The sequence below is a fragment of the Corynebacterium sp. genome, from assembly GCF_043426755.1.
Taxonomy (GTDB): domain Bacteria; phylum Actinomycetota; class Actinomycetes; order Mycobacteriales; family Mycobacteriaceae; genus Corynebacterium.
In genome coordinates, this window is the sequence record NZ_JBHWRP010000082.1 from 1 (window position 1) to 25,137 (window position 25,137).

The window sequence follows — 25,137 nt, forward strand, 5'->3', positions numbered from 1 at the left end:
CTGCACCGCTACTGGGCGCGCGCCTATATCGGCGTGGCACAGATGCGCGCGGTGGACCCCAACCGCAACCACTTCGCGCTTGTGGAGCTTGAGCGCGCCGGGCTGATCAGCGGGGTGATCACCCAGAACGTCGATGGCCTGCACGAACGCGCCGGCACCGAGCACCTAGTGGAGCTGCATGGCGACATGGATAACGTGGTCTGCTTAGACTGCGGTGTTCGCGAGCCACGCGCACAGTTCGACGAGCGCCTGGCCGCCGCCAACCCCGGCTACCGCGAGTCCGTCGACGTGTCGCAGTACCAGATCAACCCGGACGGGGACATTGAGCTTGACGACGACACCACCGCTCGCTTCAACACCATCACATGCATTCGGTGCAGCTCGCCCCGGTTGAAGCCGGACGTTGTGTACTTCGGTGAAGCGGTGCCACGCGCTCGTCGACAAGCAAGCCACGACCTAGTCGAAGCCTCAACCGGGCTGCTCGTGCTGGGGTCTTCGCTGGCGGTGATGAGCGGATACCGCGTGGTGCTGGAAGCACAGAAACGCGGCATGCCGGTGGCGGTGATCAATGGCGGGCCAGGCCGGGCGGACCACCGCGTGGACATTGTGTGGCGCACGCGCCTTGCCCCTGCGCTGGATGCTGTGCTGGACGCCTGCGATGTGTATGCCTGCTTTTCGCGGGTAGAGTTGGGCATATGACCGCGTTACTGTTCGACCTCTACGGCGTGCTGATGGAAGGCAGGACTGCCGAGGGGCGCCGCCGGGTGGAAGTGGCGGCTGGGGTGTCGGACGTGGACGCGCTGTGGACCGCCTACCACCAGCTGCGCCCGGCCTATGAGGTCGGGGCGCACTCTGATCAGCACTGGTGGGAGAAGGTTGCCGCGTTTGCGGGGGAACCGGAGCTGGACGTGGAGGCCGCGATCACCGCGGATTGGGAAACGCTGATGAACCCGCTCTATGAAACCGTCGATACGGTGCTGAAGCTGCACGACGCCGGTTATACCTGTGGCGTGCTGGGGGATCTTCCGGTGAGCATCGCGGAGCGCATCCGCGCGCGCCAGGAGTGGCTCGATGAGTTCGACGCCGTGATTTTTTCCTGCGATATCGGGGTGCGCCAGCCGGATACCAGGGTGTACACGGTGGCGGTGGACGCGATGGGGGCGACGGCCTCTGACACGATCTTTTTCGACGACGACCCCGCCCACGTCGCCGCCGCCAAAGCAGCTGGTTTGCAGGGGCGGGTGTTCACCAGCGTTGCGGACATCGCGGAGTTGTGACTGCTAGCGCGTGTCTAGCGAGAGCGGTTCGCGAAGCACCAAATCGAGGGCCACGGCACGCGCAATATCGCGCACCACTTCGCGGTGGGTGGGGATCAGGCGCAGCTCCACGGTCTGGTCGTCCGGCAGGGTGGCGCGCACAGCCCGTGCGAAAATGCCAGGACCTGCCTGATCATCGACGAAAGCGGAGCCCGCAACCACCAGGATGGTGGGGCGATGCTTCTGCACGAGTCCGGCTGCGACCTCGCCGAGGGCTTCGGCGCGTTTGTCCAGAGCGGCGCGTGCCGACGAGTCCTCCTGAGCGTGCTCGACCGCTTCGACGAGGGTCCGCACGCTAGGGGAGCCGATGTCGTCGATAAGCCCGGCGGTGGTCAGGTCCGGCCGGTCGATGACGATGGGGGTCACGCCGTCCTCGGAGGAGACGGCGGCGCCGATGGAGTCGTCGACAAAGAGGGTCATGATGTGCTGGGCGGCGACATCGGTGGTCGACTGGATCTCTGAGCCGATGATCGCGGGGACTGCCGAGGAGACCGTCACCGGTACCGAGAACTGCTCGCGAAGCTGGGAAGCGATATCTACATCGTGCCAGCCCAGGTTGGGCGCGTTGACCACGCCGTCGGGCGTGACGGAACCGGAGGTGGTCACGCCCACGCTGGTCAGCGGGCGGTCCAGGCCGGCGGTAAGCCGGTTGAGGCCCGCCATGATGTGCTGGATGAAGTCATCCTGGCTGAGGTTGGCCACGGGGATATCGATGTCCGTGTCGCGCAACGTGCGCCCCTTCAGGTCGAACAGGGCCACGTAGGTGGAAGTGGTGCCTACGGCAATTCCGGCGTGGATGCCGTGGGGCTCAGCTAACTCGAGGGGAATGGTGGGCCGTCCGCGTCCCTGGGAGCGGGTGAGGTCATTGCGCTCGACGACGTAGCCGGCCTTGACTAGGGCTGCGATCGCGCGGGTGACCGTCGGTTGGGAAAGGCCGGTGGCCTCTACTAGTTCACTCCGCGACGTAATCGGGTTGAGCCGGATCAAGTGCAGGCACTTCGACGCAGGGGTGCGCGGGCTGGAAAACGGGGGACGTGACAAAGGCATGAAATTAATTCTAGACAATTAGTAGACCGCATTGTCTTTCAGTACCCCCGTTTTCTAGACCGAGCGGTTTAGTTGGGCTTCTTATAACGCAGAAATTGTGGAACTAGCAGCACCGATACCCCCACACCAAGAATGACGAGCACCCCACCAATGAGGGTGACGGACCCTGCCCCCAGAAACTCCGCGGCCCAGCCATGCAACAGGTCCGCGATGCGTGGCCCGCCGACCACGATGATGATGTACACGCCCTGTGTGCGCCCCTGCATCTCAGGGGTGGCGGACTGCTGCAAGATGGCATTACGCAGGCTGGCCGAAAACATATCCGCAGCACCACCAATGATGAGCATGGCGACGACCAACCACGCCCACACCGTCACCGCAGGCGGGCTGACCATGGTGAAGAGGCCGGCAAGCGTGATCGCCGCGCCCCACACCACGATGCACACCACCACCGCCTTGCCTTGCTCCACCACACGCGAGACCCAGCCGGAGAACAAGCCGCCCGCGACTGCGCCGATTGCGATGGAGGAATATAGCAGCGAGAGCATGAGCGGGGAGCCACCAAAATTCACTTCCGCCATCTCCGGGTAGAGGGCGCGCGGCATCCCGAACACCATGGCCACGGCGTCCAGGCCCATCGCCATCAGCAGGACCGGCTTCGTCCCTAGATAGCGCAGGCCGGAGGCGATAGAGCGCAACCCTGGCGCTTCGGTCTGCTCTCCGGTCGGCGGCAATGAGGGTAAAGAGAGCACCGCACCCAGCGTGGGGACCAGGCAGGCGACGTCGATGAAGTAGATCCACGAAAAGCCGATGAATGGGATTAGGGCGCCCGCCACCAGCGGGCCAATGATGGCACCAGCCTGCATCACCATCATGTTCAGGCTGGCCCCGGCCGCGAGTTGGTCTAGCGGGAGAATTGAGCGAAACACCGCCGTGCGCGTGGGCTGGTTCACCGCGAAAAATGCCTGCTGGAGTGCGAAAATGCTCAGCAGCACCCAGACGTTCGGGTTGCCCGCTACCGTGACCGCGAAAAAGGCCACCGAGGCTGCAATCATGCCCACGGTGGAGGCAATGAGGACGAGGCGCTTGTCGAAGGCGTCGGCGATGGCACCGCCGTAGAGTCCAAAAATGACCAGGGGTACCAGGCCAAAGAGGCCGGTCAGCCCGACATAGCCAGAGGACTCGGTCAGCGCGTAGATCTGCGCCGGCACCGCCACCACCGTCATCTGGGCACCCAGCTGGGTCAGGATGTTGGCGATCCACAAGGTGCGATAGGCGGGCACCTTGAGTGGGCGCGTATCGGCGAAAATCTCACGCATGCCTAGCTACTTTAGGGCCACGCGGCGCCGAGTTCTGCAATTATGCCCTGAACTTAGTCGGCGAAAATGCGCGGCAGCCCCTCCGCTGCGGTCGTCTCGACGACCACAGTGGCGATCTTCGACAGTTCCGTCCTGCTCGGGGTGACCTCGATGATTGGCACACCGCGATCGCGTGCGATCAGTGGCAGGGCGGCAGCTGGGTAGACCACGCCGGACGTGCCGACGATCACCACCAGGTCTGCCTCGCGCATCCGCTGCTCCGCCTTCATCCATTCGCCCTGCGGCAGGGCCTCGCCGAACCACACGATGCCCGGGCGGACCAAATTGCCGCATGCGGGACACGTGGGTGGGGTGAGGCGCTCGACAGGTTCGGTGGGGTACTCCACCTCACCCTCCCATGGGCGCGAGCAGACGCTGCAACGGTAATCAAACTGAGAGCCGTGCAGGTGGGCAACATTGGTCGAGCCTGCACGTTCGTGCAAGTCGTCGATGTTTTGTGTAGTCACGGTGACCTTCACGCCGTCGCGCTTGCCCCAGTCGCCGATCGCGATATGCCCGGCGTTGGGCTCAGCCTGGCGGGCCAGGTAGGAGCGCCACTGGGAAAACGCCCACATCTGTTCGGGGTTCTCTGCCCACGAATCGACCGAGGCCATGATGTTGGGGTCCACGTTTTCCCACACCCCGGTCTCGGCGTCGCGGAAGGTGGCGATACCGGAATCCGCAGACATGCCCGCGCCGGTGAATACCTCAATATGTTGAGCATCGGACACTAGGGCATGAGCTTTTTCTAATGAGTCTTGTAGTTCCTTATTGTGCCCAGTCATACATTTAAGCCTAGTGATATTACTTTCGTCCGCTAGTGACCTGCGCAAACGGGGGTCTAAAGTTGGCATTATCGACATATAAGTAGGCACCCATTACAGAATTCGTTACACTTCCTAACCATGACTTCACAGTCTTCTGATTTTCATTCCGAATCCGAGATGTCCGAGGTGCGTCAGCCGTCTTTGTTGGACGCGACGTGCGAGAACTTCGTCTACGACATGGCGGAGATTTCGCCGACCCAAGCCACAGAGCTGGGCGTGGTTGGTTATGACGACCAGCTCCAGGACTTCTCGCCCGAGTACTGGGATTCCATCGCTGACCGCATCCGCGACCTCATCGCGGATGTCGACGCGCTGAACGATGGCACCGATGAGTCCGACGATGACGATGATTTCGACGACATCGACCATGTCACCGCCGCCATCCTGCGCGACCGCCTCGGCCTGCAGCTGGAGCTGCACCACCAGGGCGAATGGCTGCGCCTGCTGAACAACATCGAATCGCCAGTGCAGACCATCCGCGACACCTTCCTGCTGATGCCGCGCGATACTCCTGAGCAGCTGGACAACATCGCCGCCCGCCTGTCCCAGGTGGCGCATTCCCTGCACGGCTACCGTGAGTCCCTAGCCGAGGCAGCCTCCCAAGGCAGCGTCGCCGCGCACCGCCAGATTGACGCTGTGATCAGCCAGTGCGAGGAGCTTGCCGACGAGGGCAGCATGCTTGAAGGGCTCGGAGTGGATCCAGAGTCCGCACCCGTCGATGCTGCCAAGCAGGCCTTTTCTGAGATGGCGGACTGGCTGTCGACAGAACTGTCCCCACTTGCTCCCCACGAAGACGCTTTCGGGCGCGAACGCTACGAACTATTCTCCGAGTACTTCCTCGGCTTCCAGACCGACTTGGATGAGGCCTACGAGTGGGGACTCGAGAAGCTCCACGCGATCGTCGGCAAGCAAAAGCAGCTTGCGCGCACGCTGTACGACGATGACTGCCCCGTCCGGGTTGCTTATCGACGACTCAACGAGGAACCGCGCTACCGCCTCGACGGCGTGGAGGCGTTGCAGGAGTGGATGCAGAAGGTGTCCAACCGTGCCCTCGAGGAGCTGGACGGCACACACTTCACCATCCCCGAGGAACTGAAGACTCTGGAGTGCAAGATCGACCCGGCTGGCTCCGGCGGCATCTTCTACACCCCGCCAAGTGATGACTTCGCCCGCCCAGGCAGCATGTGGTGGTCCGTTCCGAAGGGCCAGAACGTGTTCCACACTTGGCAGGAGCTGTCCACCGTGTACCACGAGGGCGTGCCTGGCCACCACCTGCAGCTGGGCGTCACCCTGACAGAGAAGGACAACCTGAACCTGTGGCGCCGCGCCGTCAACTGGCACTCCGGCCACGGCGAGGGCTGGGCGCTTTACGCCGAGTCTTTGATGGCAGAGTTCGGCTACCTGCAGGATCCTGGCTTCCAGATGGGGCTGCTGGATTCCCAGCGTCTGCGCGCAGCACGAGTGGTGCTGGACATTGGCGTGCACCTGCACAAGAAGGTGCCGGAGGGCACCGGTGTGTGGGACGCTTCCTACGCGAAGGCTTTCCTGCGCGATAACACCGCCATGGATGAGGTCAACCTGTCCTTCGAGCTGGATCGTTACCTCGGTTGGGCGGGCCAGGCCCCGTCCTATGCTTTGGGCGAGCGTGCCTGGCACAACCTGCGCCACGACGCTCTGGCTGAGGGGCAGACCCTCACCGAGTTCCACGACGCCGCGCTGAAGCTGGGCTCCATGCCGATGGATCTGCTGCGCGACGAGATCCTGAACGGTTAAGGGCGGGGCAGGCCCCGCCCGGCTAGATACGGCGCAGGATCCTCGGCAGGTAGCCGGCGATCACCAGGATGCTGATCAGGCGAATCAGTTGGATGGCGATCACCGCCGGGCCCGCGTCGCCCTCGGCGGAGAGCGCCAGCACGGTCTCTAGCGCGCCGGGGCTGGTGGCCAGGTAGGCCTCAAAGTAGGAGATGTCCAGCCAGTACATCAGGCCCACGCCGGTTAGCGCGCACGCCCCCATGACCACGATGATGAAGGTGATCGTCGCTGGCAGCAGACGTGCAAACCGCTTCAAGGCCGGCACCGATAGCGCGCCGCCGCATTCCCACCCGATGGCCAGAAACGCCAGCACGCCCAACAATGGTGGGGCGACCACGCCACCGGGGATGATCAGCGACACGAGCACGGTGATGATCAAGGGGCCGAACACGCTAGGCACCGGGATCCGGACTGCCTGCGCGATGGGCCCGCCCATAAGTGCGATCGCTGCCACAATCAGCCACATCCACCAGGGGATATCGTCGTCAAGCGCCATCGTGCTGGCGCCGGGTGCGTCGAGGAAAGACGCAACAATCGGCAAGGTGATGGACACGGCGAGCAGGCGCAGGTACTGGGTGAGGGCGACGTAGCGGACGTCGGCACCAAGGTCCGTGGCGATCGCGGGCATCACCGACGCGCCGCCGGCCAGCATGGAGAGCACGCCCGTTTCGCGCGAGACCCCGTAGCGCGATAGCAGCAGGCCGCCGCCGATGCCGATTCCCACCGTCACCGCCGCGACCACCAGCCCAGGAAACAGATAACTCAGCAATTCTGAACCCGGCATGCCGAACAGCGGTACCGCGGCCAGCACGCCGATGATGCCGCGGCCGAAGCGGTGAAAGGTGCGGTCGACTTTGAGCTCGCGGCCCGTCCCCAGCGCCATGGCGCCCGAAGCGATGATCGCGCCCAGAATCCACGCCGCCGGAACATTGAGGTAGGTAAAAAGTGCGCCGAGCCCCAACGACGCCACGATGACCAGAATCCACCTCAACACGGCCTATACATTATCTTAGAAAGGGTGCTTGCCCTTCTTCTCGCAGCTGCGGCCATCGCCGGGTGGGTGGACGCTGTCATCGGCGGTGGAGGCTTGATCCTGATCCCCGTGCTCATGGCCACCACCGGCATGCCCGCCGCAAGCGTGCTGGCCACGAATAAGCTCGCCGCGGTTTCGGGCACGGCGTCGGCGGCATTCACGCTGGTCCGCCGCGTTGGTGTGCCCCGCCACGTGTGGCCTTTTGCGCTGGTGGCGGCGGTGTGTTCGGGCGTGGGCGCTACGTTGGCATCGCTTATCGACGATTCCTTCATGCGGCCCTTCATCATCGTGTTACTCGTGGCTGCGGGCCTCTTTGTGGCGTTCAAACCGTCCTTCGGCCAGGAAGAAGGGGAGGGCGTGGCCGGCCGCACCCGAATACTGCTGGGCGTAATTCTGGTGGCAACGGTCGGGCTGTACGACGGCATCTTCGGCCCCGGGACCGGCATGTTCCTGATCATGGGCTTTACCGCCATCTTCTCCCAGAACTTTCTGAAATCCGCGGCGATGTCCAAGGTGGTCAACACCGCCACCAATGTGGGCGCGCTGGCGGTATTCATTGTGGGCGGCCACGTGCAGTGGGGCCTGGCGCTGGCCCTGGCGGTGGCCAACATCGTGGGTGCTCAGCTGGGTGCGCGCACCGTGCTGGGTGGCGGGGCGAAGTTGGTGCGCTATGCGCTGCTGACCTTGGTAGTTGTTTTAAGTGTGTATTTGGGATGGCAGGAGTGGGCGGCCTAAGTAGGCCTAAGTATGCTTAGTTGCGCGAGAAATCGTCGTTAAGCATAAAGGGGAAGCGGATGCGCTACAGCGAGCGCCATGCCAGGCTGAAACTCATCCTCGGGGAGGATGGTCTGGAGCAACTTTTCGGGGCGACCGTGCTGGTGCTCGGGCTCGGCGGGGTCGGGTCGGCGTGTGCGGAAGCGCTGGCGCGCGGCGGGGTCGGGTGTTTGGTGATCCTGGACTGCGACGTGATCGAAGAGTCCAATATTAACCGGCAGGCGCTGGCGTTTAGTTCCACGCTGGGGCGGCGCAAGCCGGAGGTGATGGCGGAGATGATCCATGAGATCAATCCGGACTGCCAGGTCACCGTCCGCGACATCAAACTGATGCCCGACAACGTGTCCGATGTGCTCAGTGCGCTGCCGCGGCCGGACTATGTGTTGGACTGTATCGACACCATTTCGCAGAAGCTGGCCGTGGCACAGTGGTGCGCTGAGCGGGGCATTCACCTGCTCAGCGCGATGGGCGCAGCGAACAAGCTGGACCCGACGCACCTGCGCGTCGCCCAGATCCGGCGCACGCAGAACTGCCCGATGGCCAAAGTGATCCGCCACGAGGCGCTGGTGCGCGGGATCCGCGGCATCGAGGTTCTGTACTCGTCGGAGGAGCCGGTGCGTGTGGCCAATCCGGGCGCGCGCACGAAAGGGGAGACGCTGGGATCGATGAGCTACATGCCGCCGATCATGGGCCAGATGATGGCCGGTGTGGCCATTCGCCGCCTTACCGGGCTGGAGCCTTTCCCGAACGCCCCGCGCATGCGCAAGGAAACCGCCGATGCTTGACACCCACTTCCACCTCGACTTTCTGCCCGCTTCTTCGCGCAGGACGCTTATCGACGAGCTCTCCGCCCGCGATGTGGAGATCGTCGCCCAGACCGTTCGCCCCACCGACTTCGAAGCCGTGTCTGGAGTGCGCAGCGCGGTGGGATACCACCCGTGGTACGTGGATGACGGCGGGCTCGATGCCTTCGAGGCGGCGTTGCAGCAGACCCGCTTCGTGGGCGAGGTGGGTCTGGATTTCGCACCCCGACACAAGGATTCCGCTGACCTGCAGGTGGACGTGTTTCGTCGCGTGATGGCGCTGACCTGCGACGCAGCCTCCTCCATTGGCGCGCTATATGTGGCTTCGATCCATGCCGTGCGTTCCGTGACAGCTGTCCTCGACGTGCTCGAGGATCTGCGCGTCGTCGAACGCGGCGTAGTGCCGATCATCCACTGGTTTTCCGGCACCAGCGACGAACTCACCCGCCACATCCGCACCGGCGGCCACATCAGTATCAACCCGCGCATGCTCGAGACCAAGCGCGGCCGGGCCTATGTTTCCCAGGTGCCCGCGGATCGCCTGCTGTTGGAGACCGATTTGCCTAGCGGCCCCGGCGACCACGACCCGCGTTCGCTTGCCGACGAAGTCTCGACCTCTTTGAGCGGCGTCATTGAAAAGTTGACCGAACTTCGCGACGAAAACATCGCCGCCGTGATCGCGGAGAACGAGGCGCGCCTCTTCGCGTAGAGGACCCAGGCGAGTCAGTTTTGTGCCGGCATTGCGCCGGTACCCTTTGCCCCTTCCCGCAAACCGTTATAGTCCTCGCTACATACTGCGCGTTGCCATTAGGTTTTCAACAAGTTAGTCGCCCTATGGGCGGAGGACTATATCGGTTTACGAACACCAGACCGCGCCCCTTCAAGTTTGAAGCCCTGTATGGCTGACTGGGATAAGTTTCATACGCGCAGGTTGGCAATCGCGGCTAATTGATAACCTGCACCTGCCTGCGTTGCAGGCGTCCTGCGGTTTTGTTGGAGGCTGCCGGCCGCCGGCCCGATCTGGACCGAGTGCATTGGCAAACCGTTATAGTCCTCGCCACATACTGCGGGTTGCCATTAGGTTTTCAACAGTCCACTCGCACTATGGGCGGAGGACTATATCGGTTTGTGAAAAAGAGGCACTATATACCGAGGACTATATCGGTTTGTGGCCCTGGGGCCTTGAGCCTGACCATCTTGAGGTCTTGGACGACTGGCCGAGCAAAGTCTCATACGTGCAGGTTGGTAATTGCAGCTGATTGATAACCTGCACCTGCCTGCATTGCAGGCGTCCTGCGGTTTTGGTGGCAGGGACCAGCCGCCGGCCCGATCTGGACCGAGTGCATTGGCAAACCGTTATAGTCCTCGCCACATACTGCGGGTTGTCAATAGGTTTTCAACAAGTTAGTCGCACTATGGGCAGAGGACTATATCGCTTTGTGGAAAGGGGAGCACTATATACCGAGGACTATATCGGTTTGCGGAACAGGACAAAGGACCCGAAGCGCCCCCGCCCCGCCGCGTCCCTACATCCGTTTCTTGGTCCGCGCGGTGGCCTGGGCCGTCCAGGGATCCTCAGGCCAAGGGTGCTTGGGATAGCGCCCGCGCATCTCTTTGCGTACGTCTTGGTAGGGCCCGTCCCAGAAACTGCGCAGGTCATCGGTGACGGCCAGCTCGCGACCCGCCGGCGACAGCAGGTGAAACAGCACGCGCACCCCGCACACCTCCGGCGAGGTGGCCAGGCCAAAACATTCCTGCAGCTTGACACGCACAATGGGCCTCCCAGTCCCATAAGAAATCCGCGGGTTGGACCCACTGGGCACACTCAGGCGGGCGGGCACCAGCTCGTCGAAACGCGAAGCCTCCGGCCAGGGCAGTTGGCGTTGCAGCGCCGGATACATATCGATCGCGCTTATCGACGACCCCTTGGCCAACTGCATGATCTCGGGTGAGTAGTCGCCCTCCGCGACATCGGGCCACGGCTCGCCTAGGTGTTGGTGGGCGAAGTCCATGCGGTCCTTCAGCGCCTGGGCCTTCTCGGAAAAAGTGAAATGCTCCAGGCCAACGTCGTGGAGCGCCTCCGCGGCCTCGGCGGGCGAGAGCTTCACGGGCGTTGAGCTCAGCTCAATTGCCCCGACTGCCTTCACCTTGCGCCCCCGCACCTTGCCACCATCTAGGCTGGCGCGCGTTTCTTCAGTAACGCGGTCTTCGGGCACCCCGCCTAAAGCCGCGGCCGAGCGGATGATGGCCCCGCGCGCGGTGAGCTGCACTTCAGCGGCGGCGATCCACTCCGACGATCGCATGCCCGCCAGGGAGGAGTCGAGCTTCGCCCGCGTACCCGCCGCTAGCAAGTACTCCTCGCCGACACGCTTTCCCACCCAGCCCGGAAAAGCGCTGGCCACGACATCACCGGCAGGTGCAGGCCCTTGCTTATCGACGAGGCGTGCCAACCTTTCTACCTGCCGTTTCGGGGCGCGTACCCGATCCAAATCGCCCGATAATCCCTCGGCCAGGGCAGCGACGGTGTTGGCGGCACCGGCACCATGTTTCACCAGCGCCGATGCCAGACGCGGATCTAAAGGCATGCGGGCCAGGGTGGTGCCGTGATCGGTGATGTGTCCGGCCTCGTCAACAGCACCGAGATTTTGAAGCACCTTCTCGGCGTCGCGGATGGCAGGGGCGGGTGGATCGTCGATAAGCGGTAAGCCGGTGCCGCGGGGTGTGCCCCACGCGGCCAAGGTGAGTGCCGCGGAGGTGAGGTCGCTGGTGGCGATCTCCGGGGTGATCTCGGGTGCGAAGTGCTGGTAATCGTCCTGCGAATAGGCACGCAGTACGGTGCCGGGGCCGAGACGTCCGGCGCGGCCGGCGCGCTGATCGGCGCTGGAGCGGGCGGTCGATACGGTGACCAGGCCGGTCATGCCGCGGGCGGCGTCGCGGCGTGGGACGCGGGCCAAGCCGGCATCAACCACGCGGTGCACGCCAGGCACGGTGATGGAGGATTCGGCGATGGTGGTGGCCACGACCACTGGTGCATCGCCGTTGAGGGCCTCGTCCTGTTCCTTGCTGGTGAGGCGGCCGTGTAGGGGTGCTGCGTGGGGGAGTGCCTGGCAGACTAGGTCCACTTCGCGCGCGCCGGGCACGAAGACTAGCGTCCGCTCGGTGGATCGAGAAGTGTCGGCAAGGTCTGCGATGTGCTGGTAGAACTCGCGGGTCCCGCGGGCGCGGCCCTCGTGCGGATGGTAGCTGATGTCAAGAGGGTGGGTGACGGCCTCTGTCGACAGCACGGCGGCCCCCATGTGTTCTGCTAGTGCTTGGGCGTCGAGGGTGGCGGACATGGCGGCAAGGTAGAGGTCCTCGCGCAGGGCAGCGACCTCCATGACCATGGCGAGGACCAGATCGGTGTCTAACTGGCGTTCGTGTACCTCATCGACGATGACAGCGCCGATGCCGGTCAGTTCGGGGTCGCGCAGCAACCGGTTGAGCAGCACACCTGGGGTGACGAACTCCACCAGGGAGGCGTCGTAATGCTCGCCGCGGATGGAATAGCCGACGCGGTCGCCCAACTGTGACCCATCCAGCTGTGCCAGCCGGCGTGCCGCCGCCCGCACCGCCACCCTGCGCGGGGCTGTGACCAGTACTTTTCCGGCTATATTGCTGATCGCTGGAGGCAGCAGCGTGGTTTTACCGGTGCCAGGTGGGGCCTCGACGACGAGGGGGCCGGTTGCGGGAAGCTGGTCAATGACACCAGCCACGGGAAGGCCGGTGTCGATCGCGTCGAGGTTGAAAGACATGGCTGTGAGTGTAGTGAAAGAGCCACACCCTTCCGGAGAGATGCACGGCAGATTAGCATCAGTGATAGGAATTCGCTGTTAAATGCATCAAGGGAAATGATGTGAGGTGACGTAGTGATGCGCACTGTGAGTCGAAAAATTGATTTCATCCCATTAGTGGTCATTCTGTTTATACCGTTAATAGTGAACCGGACGTTAGGCTTGACCAGTTCGGGTTCACGCCCATTAGTTATCACGATGGGAGTACTTCTAGCATTAGCTCTTTGCGTCCATGGTCTTCGTTTCCTTCCGGCAACGGATAGGGGGACGCGAACGATGGCTACGCTAGCGGCGGTTCTTCTCGGGGTGTGGGTTGTCTGCGCCGGGTTCCTTGTGGCTGATCCTATGAACCGGGACCAAGCTCTCGTCTTTGACCTCGCGTTAACTGCCATTGTTGTCGTTGCCGTTATGGTTTTTGAGCGCGTTAGATTGCTTGTGCGTGCGGAGTGATGTTCAGAGGTATTTGTCGAAATGGGCGCCTACCCCGCCCTTTCGTGGCCAGGGCGTGGGAACGGCAACAGCCCACTCTGGGGGCATAATTCCCCTGTGATCTGTCTGCTGAACTAGGTATGAAAAATATGCTATAAGTTCATCTTGTATCTACATTTAGTACACACCGCGCTCCTAGGGTTGGCCTCGTGATGCAGCTTTCGTCATCACTTTGTCACGAACCTAGGAGTAGACATGTCAGATCAACCCAGCGGTATAAATCGGCGCACCTTCCTCACAGGCACCTCTGTTATCGGCGCGGCTGTCGCCCTTGGCTCATTGACGCCGGCAGCCCGCGCGCAATCCGCCTCGACCACTGCCGGTAAGCCGGCCTTGAAGTTTAACTCGGACGGCAAGTTCAAAATCATCCAATTCAATGACACCCAGGATGACCATCTCACGGACCGTCGCACCATTGAGTTCATGGAAAAGGCACTGGACCAAGAAAAGCCGGACTTTGCACTCATTAACGGCGACGTCATCACTAGCGGACCACGCAATAACCAGCAGGTCTTCCAGGCCTTGAACAACGTGGTGCTTCCCATGGAAAATCGCAGTATTCCTTGGGCAGTCACTTTTGGCAACCACGACGAAGATTCCACAGATGACGGCACCACCACAGCCTACGAGCCCGTGATGCTTGATTTCTTGCGCCAGTACAAATTCAACATGAACGCCCCTGCCACCGATGTATACGGCGAATCCAACACGAATCTTGTGGTTGCAGGCTCTACAACAAGCGATGCCGCTTTCGCTATCTGGATGTTAGATTCGGGCCGCTATGTAGAAGACACAATCAATGGGCAAAATCGCGAAGAAATTCCTGGATACGATTACCTGCGCCCTGACCAGATCCGCTGGTACGAAGAACAATCACAGGCGTTGGAAGCGCGCTATGGCAGGAAGATTCCTGGTCTCATGTACTTCCATATCCCTCTCTACGAGCACCGTGACATGTGGTTCGGCGGCCCATACAATAACTCTGAAGCAGATCATGCAAAGGCAGTAGAAACCCACGGAATTGTGGGTGTGAAGCACGAAGGTGTCTATGTCGGCGCGTTCAACTCGGGTATGTATGCTGCGGTTCTGCAGCGCGGGGACGTCAAGGGCATTTTCTGCGGCCACGACCATATTAATACCTACGTGGGTAATTATTTTGGTGTCGAACTTGGCTATGGTCCCGGGACTGGTTTTGGTCCCTACGGGTTAAATGACGGTACCTGGGACCAACACACTTTACGTGGTGCGCGCGTATTTGAATTGAATGAGAATACCGAGCGCGTATACGAAAGCACGCGCATTGTTTGGGCCCGTGAACTTGGCATTGACATGAACCCCGCTGCCCAAAAGATCAGTGAACCTCTCCCTCTTCCTGATTACGTCAATGGGGTAGAACCTGCTCCCGCTCCTGATGACACTGCTGGTAGCGCACAGCTCTCCAGTGGCCTGTCCAGTAACTTCTCCTCGTCGTTCTAAAACTCACCAATTACAGTAAAGGAGTCTCCCATGAGTCTTTCCCGTCGTTCATTTCTCTCCGTAGCTGGCCTTTCGGCCGCTGGTTTGGCTCTTCCCGCAAGTGCCCGCGCGCTCTCGTCGTCAAGCTCTTCAGGCGCACTAAGTTCTCTCAGCTCAGGGTCCAGTTCTTTCGGTGGCCTAATCCCGGATCGTCCGAAAATCACACACGGCGTTTCCTCTGGTGACATGCGCGCAGACGGCGCCATTATTTGGGCCCGCGCCGACCGCCCAGTGCGGATGGCAGTGACAACCGCGGCCACCGAGTCCTTCGCTAATCCCCGGCTGCATTACTCACAAGTACCTCTCACCCCCGACACTGATGGCACAGGCTCGCTTCGCCTTGAAGGTCTAGAATCTGGCCAGGACGTGTTTTACCGCGTCCATCTAGAAGATCTTGAGACGGGCCTCTGGTCTGAGCCAGTCGCTGGCACGTTTCGTACTGCGCCTACCCAGGCTGCCGATATCCGTTTCCACTGGTCGGCTGATGTCGCTGGCCAGGGTTACGGTATTAATCCAGATATTGGCGGCATGGTGGGCTTCCGGGCCATGGCCAACCGCAATCCGCATTTCTTCTTGCACTCCGGGGACGTGGTCTACGCGGACAATCCCATCGAGGAGACCAAGGTGCTACCTGATGGTCGGATCTGGCGCAACGTCACCACGGAAGCAAAATCCAAGGTGGCAGAGACCTTAGATGAGTTCCGTGGGCAGTATGCTTACAACCTTATCGACGATCACTACAAGGCGTTTAACGCCCAAGTACCGCAAATCGTCCAGTGGGACGACCACGAAACCACCAACAATTGGTACGCCGGTGAAATCTTGGATGATGAACGCTACACAGAGCGCGATGTGGACATCCTTTCCGCGCGTTCCCACCAGGCCTTCCAGGAGTGGCAGCCAGTGGATAACACCATGGCGGTGGATGGCCGAATCTACCGCAAGATCTCGTATGGCCCATTGCTCGATGTCTTCGTATTGGACATGCGCACCTACAAGGATCACAACACCAGGCACAGCACGACCAACACTGAACCAGGATGGATTCTTGGTCAGGCCCAGCGCGACTGGCTTGTAAGCGAAGTAAACAAATCCACCGCTGTGTGGAAGGTAATTGCCAACGACCTGCCTCTGGGCATTATCGTTCCGGACGGCGAGTTCCAAGAAGGTGTTGCCTCCGGTACCCCTGGTGCTCCTGTGGGCCGGGAATCTGAAATCGCGCACGTGCTAGCCAACATTAAAGACGTGGTTAATGTGGTGTGGTTGACCGCCGATGTGCACTATTGCGCGGCACACGAATATCACCCCGATCGGGCTTCGTTCCAGGAGTTCTCCCCCTTCTGGGAGTTCGTCGCTGGCCCGCTGAATGCAGGCGGCTTCGGACCGAATGAGATGGACTCCACTTTCGGCCCGCGTGTGGATTTCTTCCACGGGCCGGATTTTGTCGATCAGTCCCCATTGGATGATATTCAGCACTTTGGGGAAGTGGACATCAACGCTGAGACGCGTGATTTCGCGGTCCGCATGATTACCACCCAAGGCAATGTGCTCTACGAAAAGACCCTGCCAGCTGCGTAATAGGTGAGAAGAAAGTGCCTCGAAGCCAGTTCGTCTGCGGGCTTCGAGGCACTTTCATTTACTCGAGGAACGGCTTGCCCAGCTCAGCCCCTGTGTCGCAGTTCACATTCCGCTACGCTGGGGCACATGACCAATACACAGAACAAAAAGATCGCAGTAGTAACCGGCGGCTCCGAAGGAATCGGGGAGGCCATTGCGCGTGCTCTAGCCAAGGATGAGTGGACCGTGTACGTTGCGGCCCGCAACGTGGACAACATCACCCGTGTGGCAAAAGAGATCGGCGGGATTGCCGTTGAGCTTGATGTGACTAGCCAGGAATCGGTCGACGCCCTCGTCGATAAGCTTGATCGTGTCGACCTGCTGGTCAACAATGCCGGCGGGGCCCGCGGGCTGGATCCGGTGCGTGATGCCGACGAGGACGACTGGCGGTTTATGTACGAGGTCAACGTGTTGGGCCTGGTGCGCGTGACCAAGGCGCTGTACGCGAAGCTGATTGAGGCGGAAGGGCAGATCATCAATATCGGCTCGATGGCCAGCTTCACCCCCTATGCCGGCGGTGCGGGCTATAACGCCGCGAAGCACGGCGTGCGGGCGCTGACCCGTGCGATGCGCATTGAGGAAGCCGATAACCCGATCCGGATCAGCGAGATCGATCCGGGGCGCGTGCAGACTGACTTCTCCCGCAAGCGCTTCAAAGGTGATAGTGCGCGTGCCGACGCCGTCTACGAGGACAAGCTCAACCTCAGCGCTGACGACGTTGCGGAGGCGGTGCGTTGGGTGGCTAGCCTGCCGCAGCACGTCAACATCGACACGATGACCATCATGCCAAGGGACCAGGCTTAGTCTCGTAGGCTAAAATTCCTGCGCATGACCACTGCCTCCCTTCTCACCTTGATCGGTGTGTGGATCGTCGCGATTGCTAGCCCGGGCCCGGATCTGTTCCAGATCATCCGTATTGGCGCCAAGTCGCGCGCCAACGGTGTGGCCTGCGCCTTGGGCATCATGGTGGGCAACACCATCTGGATTGTTGCCTCCCTCTTGGGCCTGTCCGCGCTGATCCAGGCGGTGCCGCAGATTCTCAGTGTGCTCCAGCTGGCGGGTGGCGGCTATCTGATCTGGATGGGCGCGATGTCGGTGCGCAGTGGGTTGCAGTCCCGCGGTGTCAACGCTGCGCATGTGGTGCGTGCGCCAGAGATGTCGTCGTCACGCGCGTTCCGGCTGGGCGTAACGACGAACCTCTCTAACCCTAAGGCGGTGCTGTTCTTCGGGGCGGTGTTTGCCCAGTTTGTGCGCCCGGACATGGGGTGGGGCTGGATGGCGGTCGTCGCGATCACGCTCGCGGTGGTGGGCGTTGTGTGGTTCGTGGGCTTCGCACTTCTGATCACCATGGCGGCAAAGCCGTTGCAGCGCTACGGCTGGGTGATTGATGTGCTGGCGGGCGTGATCTTTGTGGCGCTGGGCATCTGGATGGTGGTGGAAGGCGCGATGGCTCTGTTGGCCTGAGTTTTCCGTTAAGGTGGTGCACTATGGACGTTGCGATTAACGGAGATTCCATCAAACTCGGCCAATTCCTCAAACTAGCCAACCTGGTCGACACCGGCGGCCACGCTAAAGAACTCATCGCCACCGGCGAAGTGCTGGTCAATGGCGAACAGGCCACCCAGCGGGGGCTGACCTTGCACGTTGGCGACCAAGTCACCGTCGGCGGCGTCACCGCCACCGTGACCACCGACGCGGACAGCGCCGACTATTTCGACGAGCGCACCGCAAACGATGACTTTGACCCCGAAAAGTGGAGGAACCTCTAAACCCATGCCAGCTTTTGAAGCCCGTCCAGGAATGCCCTATTGGGTGGACATGTCCACCAAGGACCCACGCAAATCCACCTACTTCTATGCCAAATTGCTGGGGTGGGACATCGGCGGCGCTGGCGGGGATGAGGCTGCGGCTGGAGTCGCAAGCAGCGATGAGGACGTCTCTTCCGACTACACCATCGCCCGTCTCCAGGGCCTGCCCGTGGCAGGGTTCATCCAGCAGCCGCATGAATCCACCAGCCCGGACACGTGGGTGACCCATTTCCTCTCCGCCGACATCGCGGCCGATAGCGCGCGCGTGGAAGAGCTGGGCGGGCGCGTGCTCTCCCCGGCAACGGAGGTCTCGCTGGGCCAGATGGCACTGTGCTCCGACATCGCCGGTGGCTTGTTCGGGCTGATCCAGCCCGCAGGCGAGGACGCTTTCGTCGCGGCCGGCGAACCCGGTACCCCGGTGTGGCACGAGTACACGGCCACCGGCCACTTCGAGCAGGCCGCGGACTTCTACCGCAACCTCTTCAACTGGGAGACCGCTACCGAAGACGGCTACTCTCTCATCCTCGAAGACGGCGCAGCCTTCGCCGGCCTGTGGGATGCGACCGAGCAGTTCCCCAATGAGGTCCCCGGCTTCTGGCAGTCCTACCTAGGAGTACGCGATATCGAAGAAGCCGCGCGCCTGGTGAAGGACTTCGGCGGCGAGATCATCCGCGGGCCCGAACAATCATCCTTCGGCCCGTTGCTGCTGGTCAGCGACGCCACCGGCGCCACCGTCATGTTGTGCGAAACCCCAGAGCCCGTCTACGAGGAGGAGCTCAGCGAGGCGGATTCGATCCTGGATCTGTAGTGCACGCCGGCACCCGCGCGCTGTTCGACGTATCTTAAAAGCATGAATACAACGACTGCGTGGGGTGCCCCCTCGGGCGGCGCCCCGTTGGAAGCAATGACCATCGACCGCCGCGAGATGCGTGACGACGATGTCCGCATCGCCATCGACTATTCCGGGATCTGCCACTCGGATATCCACACCGTGCGCGATGAGTTCGGCCCGCGGAAGTATCCGCTGGTCCCAGGCCATGAGATCGTGGGGCGCGTCACCCATGTCGGGTCCGCAGTGACCCGCCACCAGGTGGGCGACCGCGTCGGCGTGGGCGTGTTCGTCGATTCATGCGGCGAGTGCGCGCCCTGCCAGGCCGGCGAGCAGTCCTACTGCGACAACGGCCCCACCATGACCTACGGCGCGGAGAACAAATACGCCGGCGGCGTGTACACCCAGGGCGGCTACGCCCGCGAGATCATTACGAAAGAGGCTTTCGTCGTACGCATCCCGGAGGAGCTCGATTCGGCGGCGGCAGCACCCTTGCTGTGCGCGGGCATCACCACGTATTCACCGCTCAAGCACTTCGGGGCGGGGCCTGGCAAGCGGGTGGCGATCGTCGGCATGGGCGGCCTCGGCCACGTCGCCGTGAAGATCGCCGTGGCGATGGGCGCGGAAGTCACCGTCTTTTCCCACTCCGACCGCAAGCGCGAGGATGCCCTGGCCTTCGGCGCGTGCGAGCTCATCCCCACCGCGCAGGGGCTTAACGACGATTACCTGAACTATTTCGATCTCATTCTCAATTCGGTCTCTGTGGACCTGGACGTGGCGGAGTACATGCAGCTGCTGCGCTTTGACGGCGCGTTCGTGCAGCTGGGCCTGCCGAATGAGCCACTTCAGGTGCCCGCGCGCGCTTTTACCAGCAAGCGCCGCAAACTCTCCGGCAGCCTCGTCGGTGGCATCCCGGAAACGGAAGAGATGCTGCAGTTCTGCGCGGACCACGATGTCACCCCAGAAATCGAGGTCATCGATGCCGACTACATCAACAACGCTTATGACCGCACAGTGGCCTCCGACGTGCGCTACCGCTTCGTCATTGATGCGCGAACAATCTCAAACTTCCTCTAGAACAGGGCACTTGGGCTATACTCACACGGAACCGATTTCTGATGAAACCTAAAATAGGTGAGGATGCGAACACCATGAGGAAACTAGTCGGCGTTTTTCTCGCCCTCGTCGTCACGCTCGGCCTGGTGCCTGCCGCCAATTCCATGACGCTGAACCCGGCAGGAGTGCCCGCGCGCACCTCATTGGCCGTGGTCTACTCCGACGGCAGGGTTGCCGCATCGCCCAACGGGCACGAATCGCGCCCGGCGCTCAGCCTGGCCAAGCTCTACCTCGGCTACTGGGTGCTGCACCACGGTGCCCCAGGGCACAAGGCTCAGGTCGAGCACATGCTGCGCGTCTCTGATGACAACATCGCCACCCAGCTCGATCGGGCCTACCCGAACGCGATCAACGATGTCGCCCGCCAGTTCGGCCTAGGATCCACCCACTCCTCCGGTTACTGGGGCTACTCGCGCACCTCTGCGGTCGACGTCGCCCGCTTCATCGAGGCCATCAAGCCAGACCCCGTGGCAGCACCGGTCCTCCGCGGAATGTCGGGCGCAGCGCCTATCGCGGCAGATGGGTTCGCGCAGAACTACGGCACCTCACGCCTGCCAGGCGTCCAGGGCACCAAGTTCGGCTGGTCCGATGACCGCACCTCGATCACCGCGACCGCAAGCTACGGCCACGGATTTACCGTCGCAGCCATCACCTACGGTCCTGCATCCTTAAACACTGACGATGCCGTGCGTGGCTTCGTCGGCGGTCAGCCAGGCGGAGCAGGCGCTCCAGGCCAGCCGCTGACCAGCTCCGTCGGCCCAATCCAGGCGCCGGCGCAGCGCGTCGTGGATGCGCTGCCTCCGAACACCCCGAACGAAATCAGCAACGCTATCCCACGCGACTGGCTGGTCCCCACCGGAGCACCGGAGGTCGTGCTGCCTGAGCTGCCGCAGATTCCGGAACTGCAGCTTCCGGATGTGCCAATGTCGGCACTGCCTTAAGCAGCCAGCCCTTCCATCAGACGCCGCGGAGAAATTCCGCGGCGTCTTTGATTTTGGCGCGGTTGACCGCGGGCGTAGCAATGCGGTGGGTGGAGTAGTACTCAGCCACCTGCACGTTCTCCGCGGCGTCACCCAGCTCCGGCCGTGCGGCCACCTCGTCGTTAAGCGCTACCTGCAAGAACGTCTTTGGCCACTGCGTGGCCTCCGGGACCTCAAGGCCGGCGCGTAGCTCGTCGGGAAGTGCTGCGACCGACGCGAGATCCGGAAAAGTCAGCACCAGCGCGTCAACCTTGTCGGCCACCAGCGCAGCCAGCGCGCCACCGGAGCTATACCCCCACGCCGTCACCGACGATGCGCCCTGCTCACGCGCGAATTCGATGGCGCGCAGCACCGCGTCGCGCACCTGGTCAAGGGTATTTTCGGGCAGCAGCGGGTAGTCCACATCCAGGATCGTGGTGCCGGACAGCTGCGCCGCCGCAGCCACCTCGGGGCGCCAGGAATGCTCCAGCGCGTTGCCGGAGCCGCGCCACCAACCACCCGAATGCAAAGACACAGCCCAGCGCCCGGTCGGCTCCGAAGGCGTGAACTGGGCCGCGCTTAACGACGATCCCAGCGGCACCTCAGTGGTCTCTACACCTTCGGAAAACGCCACCCCCGGCATGGTGTGGTCGACAGCAGAGCCCAGCATCAACATCGCGGCGTGCGTGATGCGGTCCGGCAGCAGAGCCGTGTAACGATCAGCGGGCGCCGGATCGCCAGCGCCGCCCTTCCACGGTGGGGTGAACTCGGGCAGGGGATAGGTGGCGTCCATATAGGACACCAACTGTTCCAACTGCTTGTCCTCGGGGAGGGTGCGGCGCACGCCCCCGACGTTGAATTCTGCGGTCCCCTGCTCGTTGATGGGGTAGTCATTGGTGGGGTCGCCCGGTTCTAGTTTCGGTGGAGGAGTCATAGCTCTTTAGCGTAGGCGACTGCGGAGGGGTACATTTGAATAGCAACACGTCCGCGCTGACTCAGCTACCTCAAGGAGTAAGACATGAGTGGTGTTGCAAAAATTTACGATGTCGAACTAGACCCGTCCAAGGAATCGATTGTTGCCCATTTCGGCGCGATTCAGGACCTGCTGGGGTCCTACCGTTTCGTCGACCCGGACGGCAAAGTGGGGATCGAAATTCACATCGGCCACGACATGGAGCGGCGCTTGATGCAGTTCGCCACCGTGTACACGGAGACCGACGAGGCACCCGAGGCGCTGTTCACCGCCACCGAGCACCCGGTGTTGGGCACCCGCTATGTAGCGCCGCTGACCTCGAACGCGGTGGCGGTGCGCGAGGTGATCCGCGTGATCCTCGAGGCCGACAATGGTGCCGAATACTCTAACGGTTCCGGCCCTGCCGTCGACGTGCGCGGCTCCGGCACCGACGAGGATTTGTCCAGCGTCGGTGCAGTAAAGATCTCGGAGTACACCCGCCAGCGTGCCGTCGGAACAGTGCTTATCGACGACAAGCCGCGCTCTTTCCTGTTGCGCATCCCGAACCTGCTGGTGCCCGGCCGCGAAATCGCGAGGGGTCACACCACCTCAAGGATGCGCCTGACCGGCTGGCCGCCGGAGAACCCGGAGGACAAGCGTGTCCTGGCCGAGCTCTCCTGGATGGACCGCTAGCGCTACCAGATGGTGACGCGGTTCTCCGGGGCGATCCACATCGGCGAGGATTCGTCGATAGTGGGGAACGCTTCGTAGAAATCGTCGATATTCGCGGCGATCACGTTGCAGCGGAACTCGGCGGGTGAGTGTGGGTCGATCGCCAAGTACTGCTCCGCCATCTCTGGGCGGATGGCGGTGCGCCACACCCGCGCCCAGGCGAGGAAGAGGCGCTGCATGCCCGTGTATTCCTCTTCGTACAGGGCGGGGTCGGCGCCCTCGACGTTGAAGGGCTGCTCGGGGCCGTTGTCCAGGCCCTTGTCCTTCAGATACATCTGGTAGGCCACTACCGCGATGCCCAGTCCGCCCAGGTCACCGATGTTTTCGCCCAGGGTGAATTCACCGTTGACACCGTCGATGCCTTCCTTGCCCTCCAGCACGGAGGGGATCAGGCCATCAAACTGCTTGACCAGCGTGGAGGTGAGCTCGTCGAAAGCCTCGCGGTCCTGCTCGGTCCACCAGGAATTCAGGTTGCCCAGGCCGTCATAGCGGGAGCCCTGGTCGTCGAAGCCGTGGCCGATTTCGTGGCCAATCACCGCGCCGATGGCGCCGAAGTTCTCGGCGGCGTCGGCCTCCGGGTCGAAGAACGGCGGCTGCAGGATCGCGGCCGGGAAGGTGATGTCGTTGACCACCGGGTTGTAGAAGGCGTTGACGGTTTGTGGGGTAGTCACCCACTCGTCGCGGTCGGCGGGACGGCCCAGCTTGTTTAGCTGGTAGTCGTGCTCGAACTCGGCGCCGCGGCGCACATTGTCGACCACGTGCGCGCCCGCCGGGCTGAACTCCAAGGCATCGAAGCTGCGCCAAATGTCGGGGTAGCCGATCTTCGCATTGAACTGCGCCAGCTTCTCGGTGGCACGCACGCGGGTCGTTTCCGTCATCCACTCCAGCTGGGAGATGCGTTCGCGGTAGGCGCGGATCAGGTAAGTCACAAGCTCCAGCATGCTTTCCTTGGACTCACGCGGGAAGAAACGTGCCACGTACTCCTTACCGATGTCTTCGCCCACCAGCGATTCAGCAAGCCCGACGCCGCGCTTCCACCGGTCACGCTGCTGCGTTGCACCGGAGAGGGTGGTGCCATAAAACTCGAAGTTCTTCGCGCCGATCTCTTCCGCCAGCACGCCGGCACGCGAGCGCAGGATGGCCCAGGTGGCCCACAGCTGCCAGTCCGCCAAGTTATCGGGGCGTAGCAGGCGGGCTAGGTGGTCGGTGAAGGACGGCATCATGTTGATCACGCGGCCCTCGGTCAGCCCGGATCCCGCCAGCATGGTCTGGATAATCCCCGGCAGCTCAGAGATGTCGGTGGGGTTATAGGTGGCCATTGCGTCGCGTGTCTTCACCACGTCCCAGTGGCCGGCGGCCAGCTCCTTTTCCATATTCACGATGCGGGTGGCAGCGGCCTCCACGGGCAGGCCGAAGAGCACCTCTGGGTCCAAGAATCCCAGCATCTCCGCCACGTGCTTTTCGTATTCGGCCAACGTCTCAGCGTGGGACTCGGAGCGGTAATAGGCCTCGTCGGGAAGCCCCAGACCGGACTGCACCAAGTAGGCGACCGAGTTCTCGCCCTGGGAATCCTTCTCAATGAAATACGTCAGCGGGGCACCCACACCGACGCGCTCGAGCTTGCCCAATGCGGCGGCGAATTCGTCGATATCGGCGACGGATAGTAGGGCGAAATCGTCGTCAAGCGGGGCAACCCCGGCGTTGTTGATTGCGTCGGTGTCCATGAAGGAGGCGAACAAGGTGGAGGCGAGCCCGTCACCTTCGGCCACGATATCGTGCACGTTTGCTTCGGCGTCATCGCGCAGTTTGTGGAAGGTGCCGTCGACACCGCGGTCGTCGGGGATGACGTGGGACTTTAACCAGGGTCCGTTGACAAATTGATAGAGATCGTTCATGTCTCCACTCTAACTATTAGGCTGGGTCCATGCTTTCGTATTCGCCTTCTTATCGCTTCGGTCCGCGCCGCACAGGCCGCCTGTTCGCGGCCTCACTGGCAGCGGTAGTGGCGTTTCTTGCTGCTCCGGCTTTAGCCGTGTGGGCGTTGCCGGATCCGCCAGCTGTGCGGGAGAAAGTTGAGCTGAGTTCGGCCTATTCGGAGTGGACAGAACCCATCGAGCACCTCGTGTGCGAAGTGGATCCTTACGCCATGACCGGCCAGGGCTGGAACTGCGGCGGCGCGACGGTCTTAGCGGCGAGTACGGAGTGGACCGATGACCCGGAGCGCACCTTAAGGCGGCAGGTGCGCGCCTACAACGATCTTGTCGATAGCTCTTCCGGTACAGTGATGGCCTTCGGCGACAACCATATATTCTTCTACCTG

The 25,137-nt window shown here is 62.2% G+C and carries 22 protein-coding genes and 1 pseudogene; 16 read left to right on the forward strand and 7 right to left on the reverse strand.

Annotation, left to right across the window (positions count from 1 at the left end):
• Together ACHFGA_RS08140 and ACHFGA_RS08145 are read left to right on the forward strand one after the other, a co-directional pair.
• Positions 1 to 699: Sir2 family NAD-dependent protein deacetylase (locus ACHFGA_RS08140; protein WP_394281897.1), on the forward strand; the 699-nt coding region annotated here is incomplete at its 5' end.
• A complete protein-coding gene (locus ACHFGA_RS08145) occupies positions 696 to 1,277 on the forward strand; it encodes an HAD family hydrolase (protein WP_394281898.1) in 582 nt (193 codons plus the stop codon). The genes ACHFGA_RS08140 and ACHFGA_RS08145, both read left to right, overlap by 4 nt.
• Positions 1,278 to 1,280: 3 nt before the next feature.
• Here the strand turns inward: ACHFGA_RS08145 and ACHFGA_RS08150 are convergent, their stop codons facing one another.
• The 3 genes from ACHFGA_RS08150 to ACHFGA_RS08160 form a co-directional block, all read right to left on the reverse strand.
• On the reverse strand, positions 1,281 to 2,363 hold the full coding sequence (locus ACHFGA_RS08150; RefSeq protein WP_394281899.1) for an ROK family transcriptional regulator: 1,083 nt from the start codon (positions 2,361 to 2,363) through the stop codon (positions 1,281 to 1,283).
• 68 nt (positions 2,364 to 2,431) lie between these two features.
• Positions 2,432 to 3,682 (reverse strand): MFS transporter, encoded by a 1,251-nt coding sequence (locus tag ACHFGA_RS08155; RefSeq protein ID WP_394281900.1) that lies wholly within the window; start codon positions 3,680 to 3,682, stop codon positions 2,432 to 2,434.
• Between the two features lie 53 nt (positions 3,683 to 3,735).
• A complete protein-coding gene (locus ACHFGA_RS08160) occupies positions 3,736 to 4,506 on the reverse strand; it encodes an NAD-dependent deacylase (RefSeq protein ID WP_394281901.1) in 771 nt (256 codons plus the stop codon).
• 120 nt (positions 4,507 to 4,626) lie between these two features.
• Between ACHFGA_RS08160 and ACHFGA_RS08165 the strand changes: the two genes are divergently transcribed.
• A complete protein-coding gene (locus ACHFGA_RS08165; protein ID WP_394281902.1) occupies positions 4,627 to 6,321 on the forward strand; it encodes a DUF885 domain-containing protein in 1,695 nt (564 codons plus the stop codon).
• 22 nt (positions 6,322 to 6,343) lie between these two features.
• Here ACHFGA_RS08165 and ACHFGA_RS08170 read toward each other — a convergent pair whose 3' ends face one another.
• Entirely contained in the window at positions 6,344 to 7,354 is a 1,011-nt protein-coding gene (locus ACHFGA_RS08170; RefSeq protein ID WP_394281903.1) for an AbrB family transcriptional regulator, read from the reverse strand.
• 24 nt (positions 7,355 to 7,378) lie between these two features.
• On the opposite strand from ACHFGA_RS08170, the gene ACHFGA_RS08175 reads away from it, so the two are divergent.
• The 3 genes from ACHFGA_RS08175 to ACHFGA_RS08185 are packed head-to-tail and all read left to right on the forward strand — an operon-like array spanning position 7,379 to position 9,679.
• Positions 7,379 to 8,128, forward strand: coding sequence for a TSUP family transporter (locus ACHFGA_RS08175; protein WP_394281904.1), 750 nt, complete (start codon positions 7,379 to 7,381; stop codon positions 8,126 to 8,128).
• 59 nt (positions 8,129 to 8,187) lie between these two features.
• Entirely contained in the window at positions 8,188 to 8,952 is a 765-nt protein-coding gene (locus ACHFGA_RS08180; protein ID WP_394281905.1) for a ThiF family adenylyltransferase, read from the forward strand.
• Positions 8,945 to 9,679, forward strand: coding sequence for a TatD family hydrolase (locus ACHFGA_RS08185; protein WP_394281906.1), 735 nt, complete (start codon positions 8,945 to 8,947; stop codon positions 9,677 to 9,679). Before ACHFGA_RS08180 ends, ACHFGA_RS08185 begins: the two co-directional genes overlap by 8 nt.
• An 817-nt stretch (positions 9,680 to 10,496) precedes the next feature.
• Here ACHFGA_RS08185 and ACHFGA_RS08190 read toward each other — a convergent pair.
• A complete protein-coding gene (locus ACHFGA_RS08190; RefSeq protein ID WP_394281907.1) occupies positions 10,497 to 12,761 on the reverse strand; it encodes an ATP-dependent RNA helicase in 2,265 nt (754 codons plus the stop codon).
• Positions 12,762 to 13,484: 723 nt separating this feature from the next.
• Between ACHFGA_RS08190 and ACHFGA_RS08195 the strand changes: the two genes are divergently transcribed.
• From ACHFGA_RS08195 to ACHFGA_RS08230, 8 genes are all read left to right on the forward strand, one after another.
• Positions 13,485 to 14,765 (forward strand): metallophosphoesterase, encoded by a 1,281-nt coding sequence (locus tag ACHFGA_RS08195; protein WP_394281908.1) that lies wholly within the window; start codon positions 13,485 to 13,487, stop codon positions 14,763 to 14,765.
• Between the two features lie 30 nt (positions 14,766 to 14,795).
• Positions 14,796 to 16,382 (forward strand): alkaline phosphatase D family protein, encoded by a 1,587-nt coding sequence (locus ACHFGA_RS08200; protein ID WP_394281909.1) that lies wholly within the window; start codon positions 14,796 to 14,798, stop codon positions 16,380 to 16,382.
• Between the two features lie 126 nt (positions 16,383 to 16,508).
• The gene (locus tag ACHFGA_RS08205) at positions 16,509 to 17,225 is read left to right on the forward strand and encodes an SDR family oxidoreductase (protein WP_394281910.1); all 717 of its coding nucleotides are present in this window, start codon (positions 16,509 to 16,511) and stop codon (positions 17,223 to 17,225) included.
• Positions 17,226 to 17,249: 24 nt separating this feature from the next.
• Positions 17,250 to 17,885: a LysE family translocator gene (locus ACHFGA_RS08210; RefSeq protein WP_394281911.1), complete on the forward strand. Its 636-nt coding sequence runs from the start codon at positions 17,250 to 17,252 to the stop codon at positions 17,883 to 17,885.
• Between the two features lie 23 nt (positions 17,886 to 17,908).
• Positions 17,909 to 18,190 carry an RNA-binding S4 domain-containing protein gene (locus ACHFGA_RS08215; RefSeq protein ID WP_394281912.1) on the forward strand — a complete coding sequence of 94 codons (282 nt, stop codon included), beginning with the start codon at positions 17,909 to 17,911 and terminating at the stop codon, positions 18,188 to 18,190.
• 4 nt (positions 18,191 to 18,194) lie between these two features.
• On the forward strand, positions 18,195 to 19,037 hold the full coding sequence (locus tag ACHFGA_RS08220; RefSeq protein ID WP_394281913.1) for a VOC family protein: 843 nt from the start codon (positions 18,195 to 18,197) through the stop codon (positions 19,035 to 19,037).
• Positions 19,038 to 19,079: 42 nt separating this feature from the next.
• A complete protein-coding gene (locus tag ACHFGA_RS08225; RefSeq protein WP_394281914.1) occupies positions 19,080 to 20,135 on the forward strand; it encodes an NAD(P)-dependent alcohol dehydrogenase in 1,056 nt (351 codons plus the stop codon).
• Between the two features lie 74 nt (positions 20,136 to 20,209).
• A complete protein-coding gene (locus tag ACHFGA_RS08230) occupies positions 20,210 to 21,115 on the forward strand; it encodes a hypothetical protein (protein ID WP_394281915.1) in 906 nt (301 codons plus the stop codon).
• A gap of 16 nt (positions 21,116 to 21,131) precedes the next feature.
• Here the strand turns inward: ACHFGA_RS08230 and ACHFGA_RS08235 are convergent, their stop codons facing one another.
• On the reverse strand, positions 21,132 to 22,067 hold the full coding sequence (locus tag ACHFGA_RS08235; protein ID WP_394281916.1) for an alpha/beta hydrolase: 936 nt from the start codon (positions 22,065 to 22,067) through the stop codon (positions 21,132 to 21,134).
• Between the two features lie 84 nt (positions 22,068 to 22,151).
• On the opposite strand from ACHFGA_RS08235, the gene ACHFGA_RS08240 reads away from it, so the two are divergent.
• Positions 22,152 to 22,778: a hypothetical protein gene (locus ACHFGA_RS08240; protein ID WP_394281917.1), complete on the forward strand. Its 627-nt coding sequence runs from the start codon at positions 22,152 to 22,154 to the stop codon at positions 22,776 to 22,778.
• A 2-nt stretch (positions 22,779 to 22,780) separates the two neighbouring features.
• Here the strand turns inward: ACHFGA_RS08240 and ACHFGA_RS08245 are convergent, their stop codons facing one another.
• Positions 22,781 to 24,712 carry a M13 family metallopeptidase gene (locus ACHFGA_RS08245; protein ID WP_394281918.1) on the reverse strand — a complete coding sequence of 644 codons (1,932 nt, stop codon included), beginning with the start codon at positions 24,710 to 24,712 and terminating at the stop codon, positions 22,781 to 22,783.
• Positions 24,713 to 24,741: 29 nt separating this feature from the next.
• Here ACHFGA_RS08245 and ACHFGA_RS08250 point away from each other — a divergent pair.
• Positions 24,742 to 25,137 (forward strand): annotated as a pseudogene (locus ACHFGA_RS08250) (hypothetical protein); the annotation flags it as partial.

Coding starts and splice junctions, on each gene's coding strand:
- ACHFGA_RS08145 (WP_394281898.1), top strand. CDS start 696: ATGACCGCGTTACTGTTCGACCTCTACGGCGTGCTGATGGAAGGCAGG.
- ACHFGA_RS08150 (WP_394281899.1), bottom strand. CDS start 2,363: ATGCCTTTGTCACGTCCCCCGTTTTCCAGCCCGCGCACCCCTGCGTCG.
- ACHFGA_RS08155 (WP_394281900.1), bottom strand. CDS start 3,682: ATGCGTGAGATTTTCGCCGATACGCGCCCACTCAAGGTGCCCGCCTAT.
- ACHFGA_RS08160 (WP_394281901.1), bottom strand. CDS start 4,506: ATGACTGGGCACAATAAGGAACTACAAGACTCATTAGAAAAAGCTCAT.
- ACHFGA_RS08165 (WP_394281902.1), top strand. CDS start 4,627: ATGACTTCACAGTCTTCTGATTTTCATTCCGAATCCGAGATGTCCGAG.
- ACHFGA_RS08180 (WP_394281905.1), top strand. CDS start 8,188: ATGCGCTACAGCGAGCGCCATGCCAGGCTGAAACTCATCCTCGGGGAG.
- ACHFGA_RS08185 (WP_394281906.1), top strand. CDS start 8,945: ATGCTTGACACCCACTTCCACCTCGACTTTCTGCCCGCTTCTTCGCGC.
- ACHFGA_RS08190 (WP_394281907.1), bottom strand. CDS start 12,761: ATGTCTTTCAACCTCGACGCGATCGACACCGGCCTTCCCGTGGCTGGT.
- ACHFGA_RS08195 (WP_394281908.1), top strand. CDS start 13,485: ATGTCAGATCAACCCAGCGGTATAAATCGGCGCACCTTCCTCACAGGC.
- ACHFGA_RS08200 (WP_394281909.1), top strand. CDS start 14,796: ATGAGTCTTTCCCGTCGTTCATTTCTCTCCGTAGCTGGCCTTTCGGCC.
- ACHFGA_RS08205 (WP_394281910.1), top strand. CDS start 16,509: ATGACCAATACACAGAACAAAAAGATCGCAGTAGTAACCGGCGGCTCC.
- ACHFGA_RS08210 (WP_394281911.1), top strand. CDS start 17,250: ATGACCACTGCCTCCCTTCTCACCTTGATCGGTGTGTGGATCGTCGCG.
- ACHFGA_RS08215 (WP_394281912.1), top strand. CDS start 17,909: ATGGACGTTGCGATTAACGGAGATTCCATCAAACTCGGCCAATTCCTC.
- ACHFGA_RS08220 (WP_394281913.1), top strand. CDS start 18,195: ATGCCAGCTTTTGAAGCCCGTCCAGGAATGCCCTATTGGGTGGACATG.
- ACHFGA_RS08225 (WP_394281914.1), top strand. CDS start 19,080: ATGAATACAACGACTGCGTGGGGTGCCCCCTCGGGCGGCGCCCCGTTG.
- ACHFGA_RS08230 (WP_394281915.1), top strand. CDS start 20,210: ATGAGGAAACTAGTCGGCGTTTTTCTCGCCCTCGTCGTCACGCTCGGC.
- ACHFGA_RS08235 (WP_394281916.1), bottom strand. CDS start 22,067: ATGACTCCTCCACCGAAACTAGAACCGGGCGACCCCACCAATGACTAC.
- ACHFGA_RS08240 (WP_394281917.1), top strand. CDS start 22,152: ATGAGTGGTGTTGCAAAAATTTACGATGTCGAACTAGACCCGTCCAAG.
- ACHFGA_RS08245 (WP_394281918.1), bottom strand. CDS start 24,712: ATGAACGATCTCTATCAATTTGTCAACGGACCCTGGTTAAAGTCCCAC.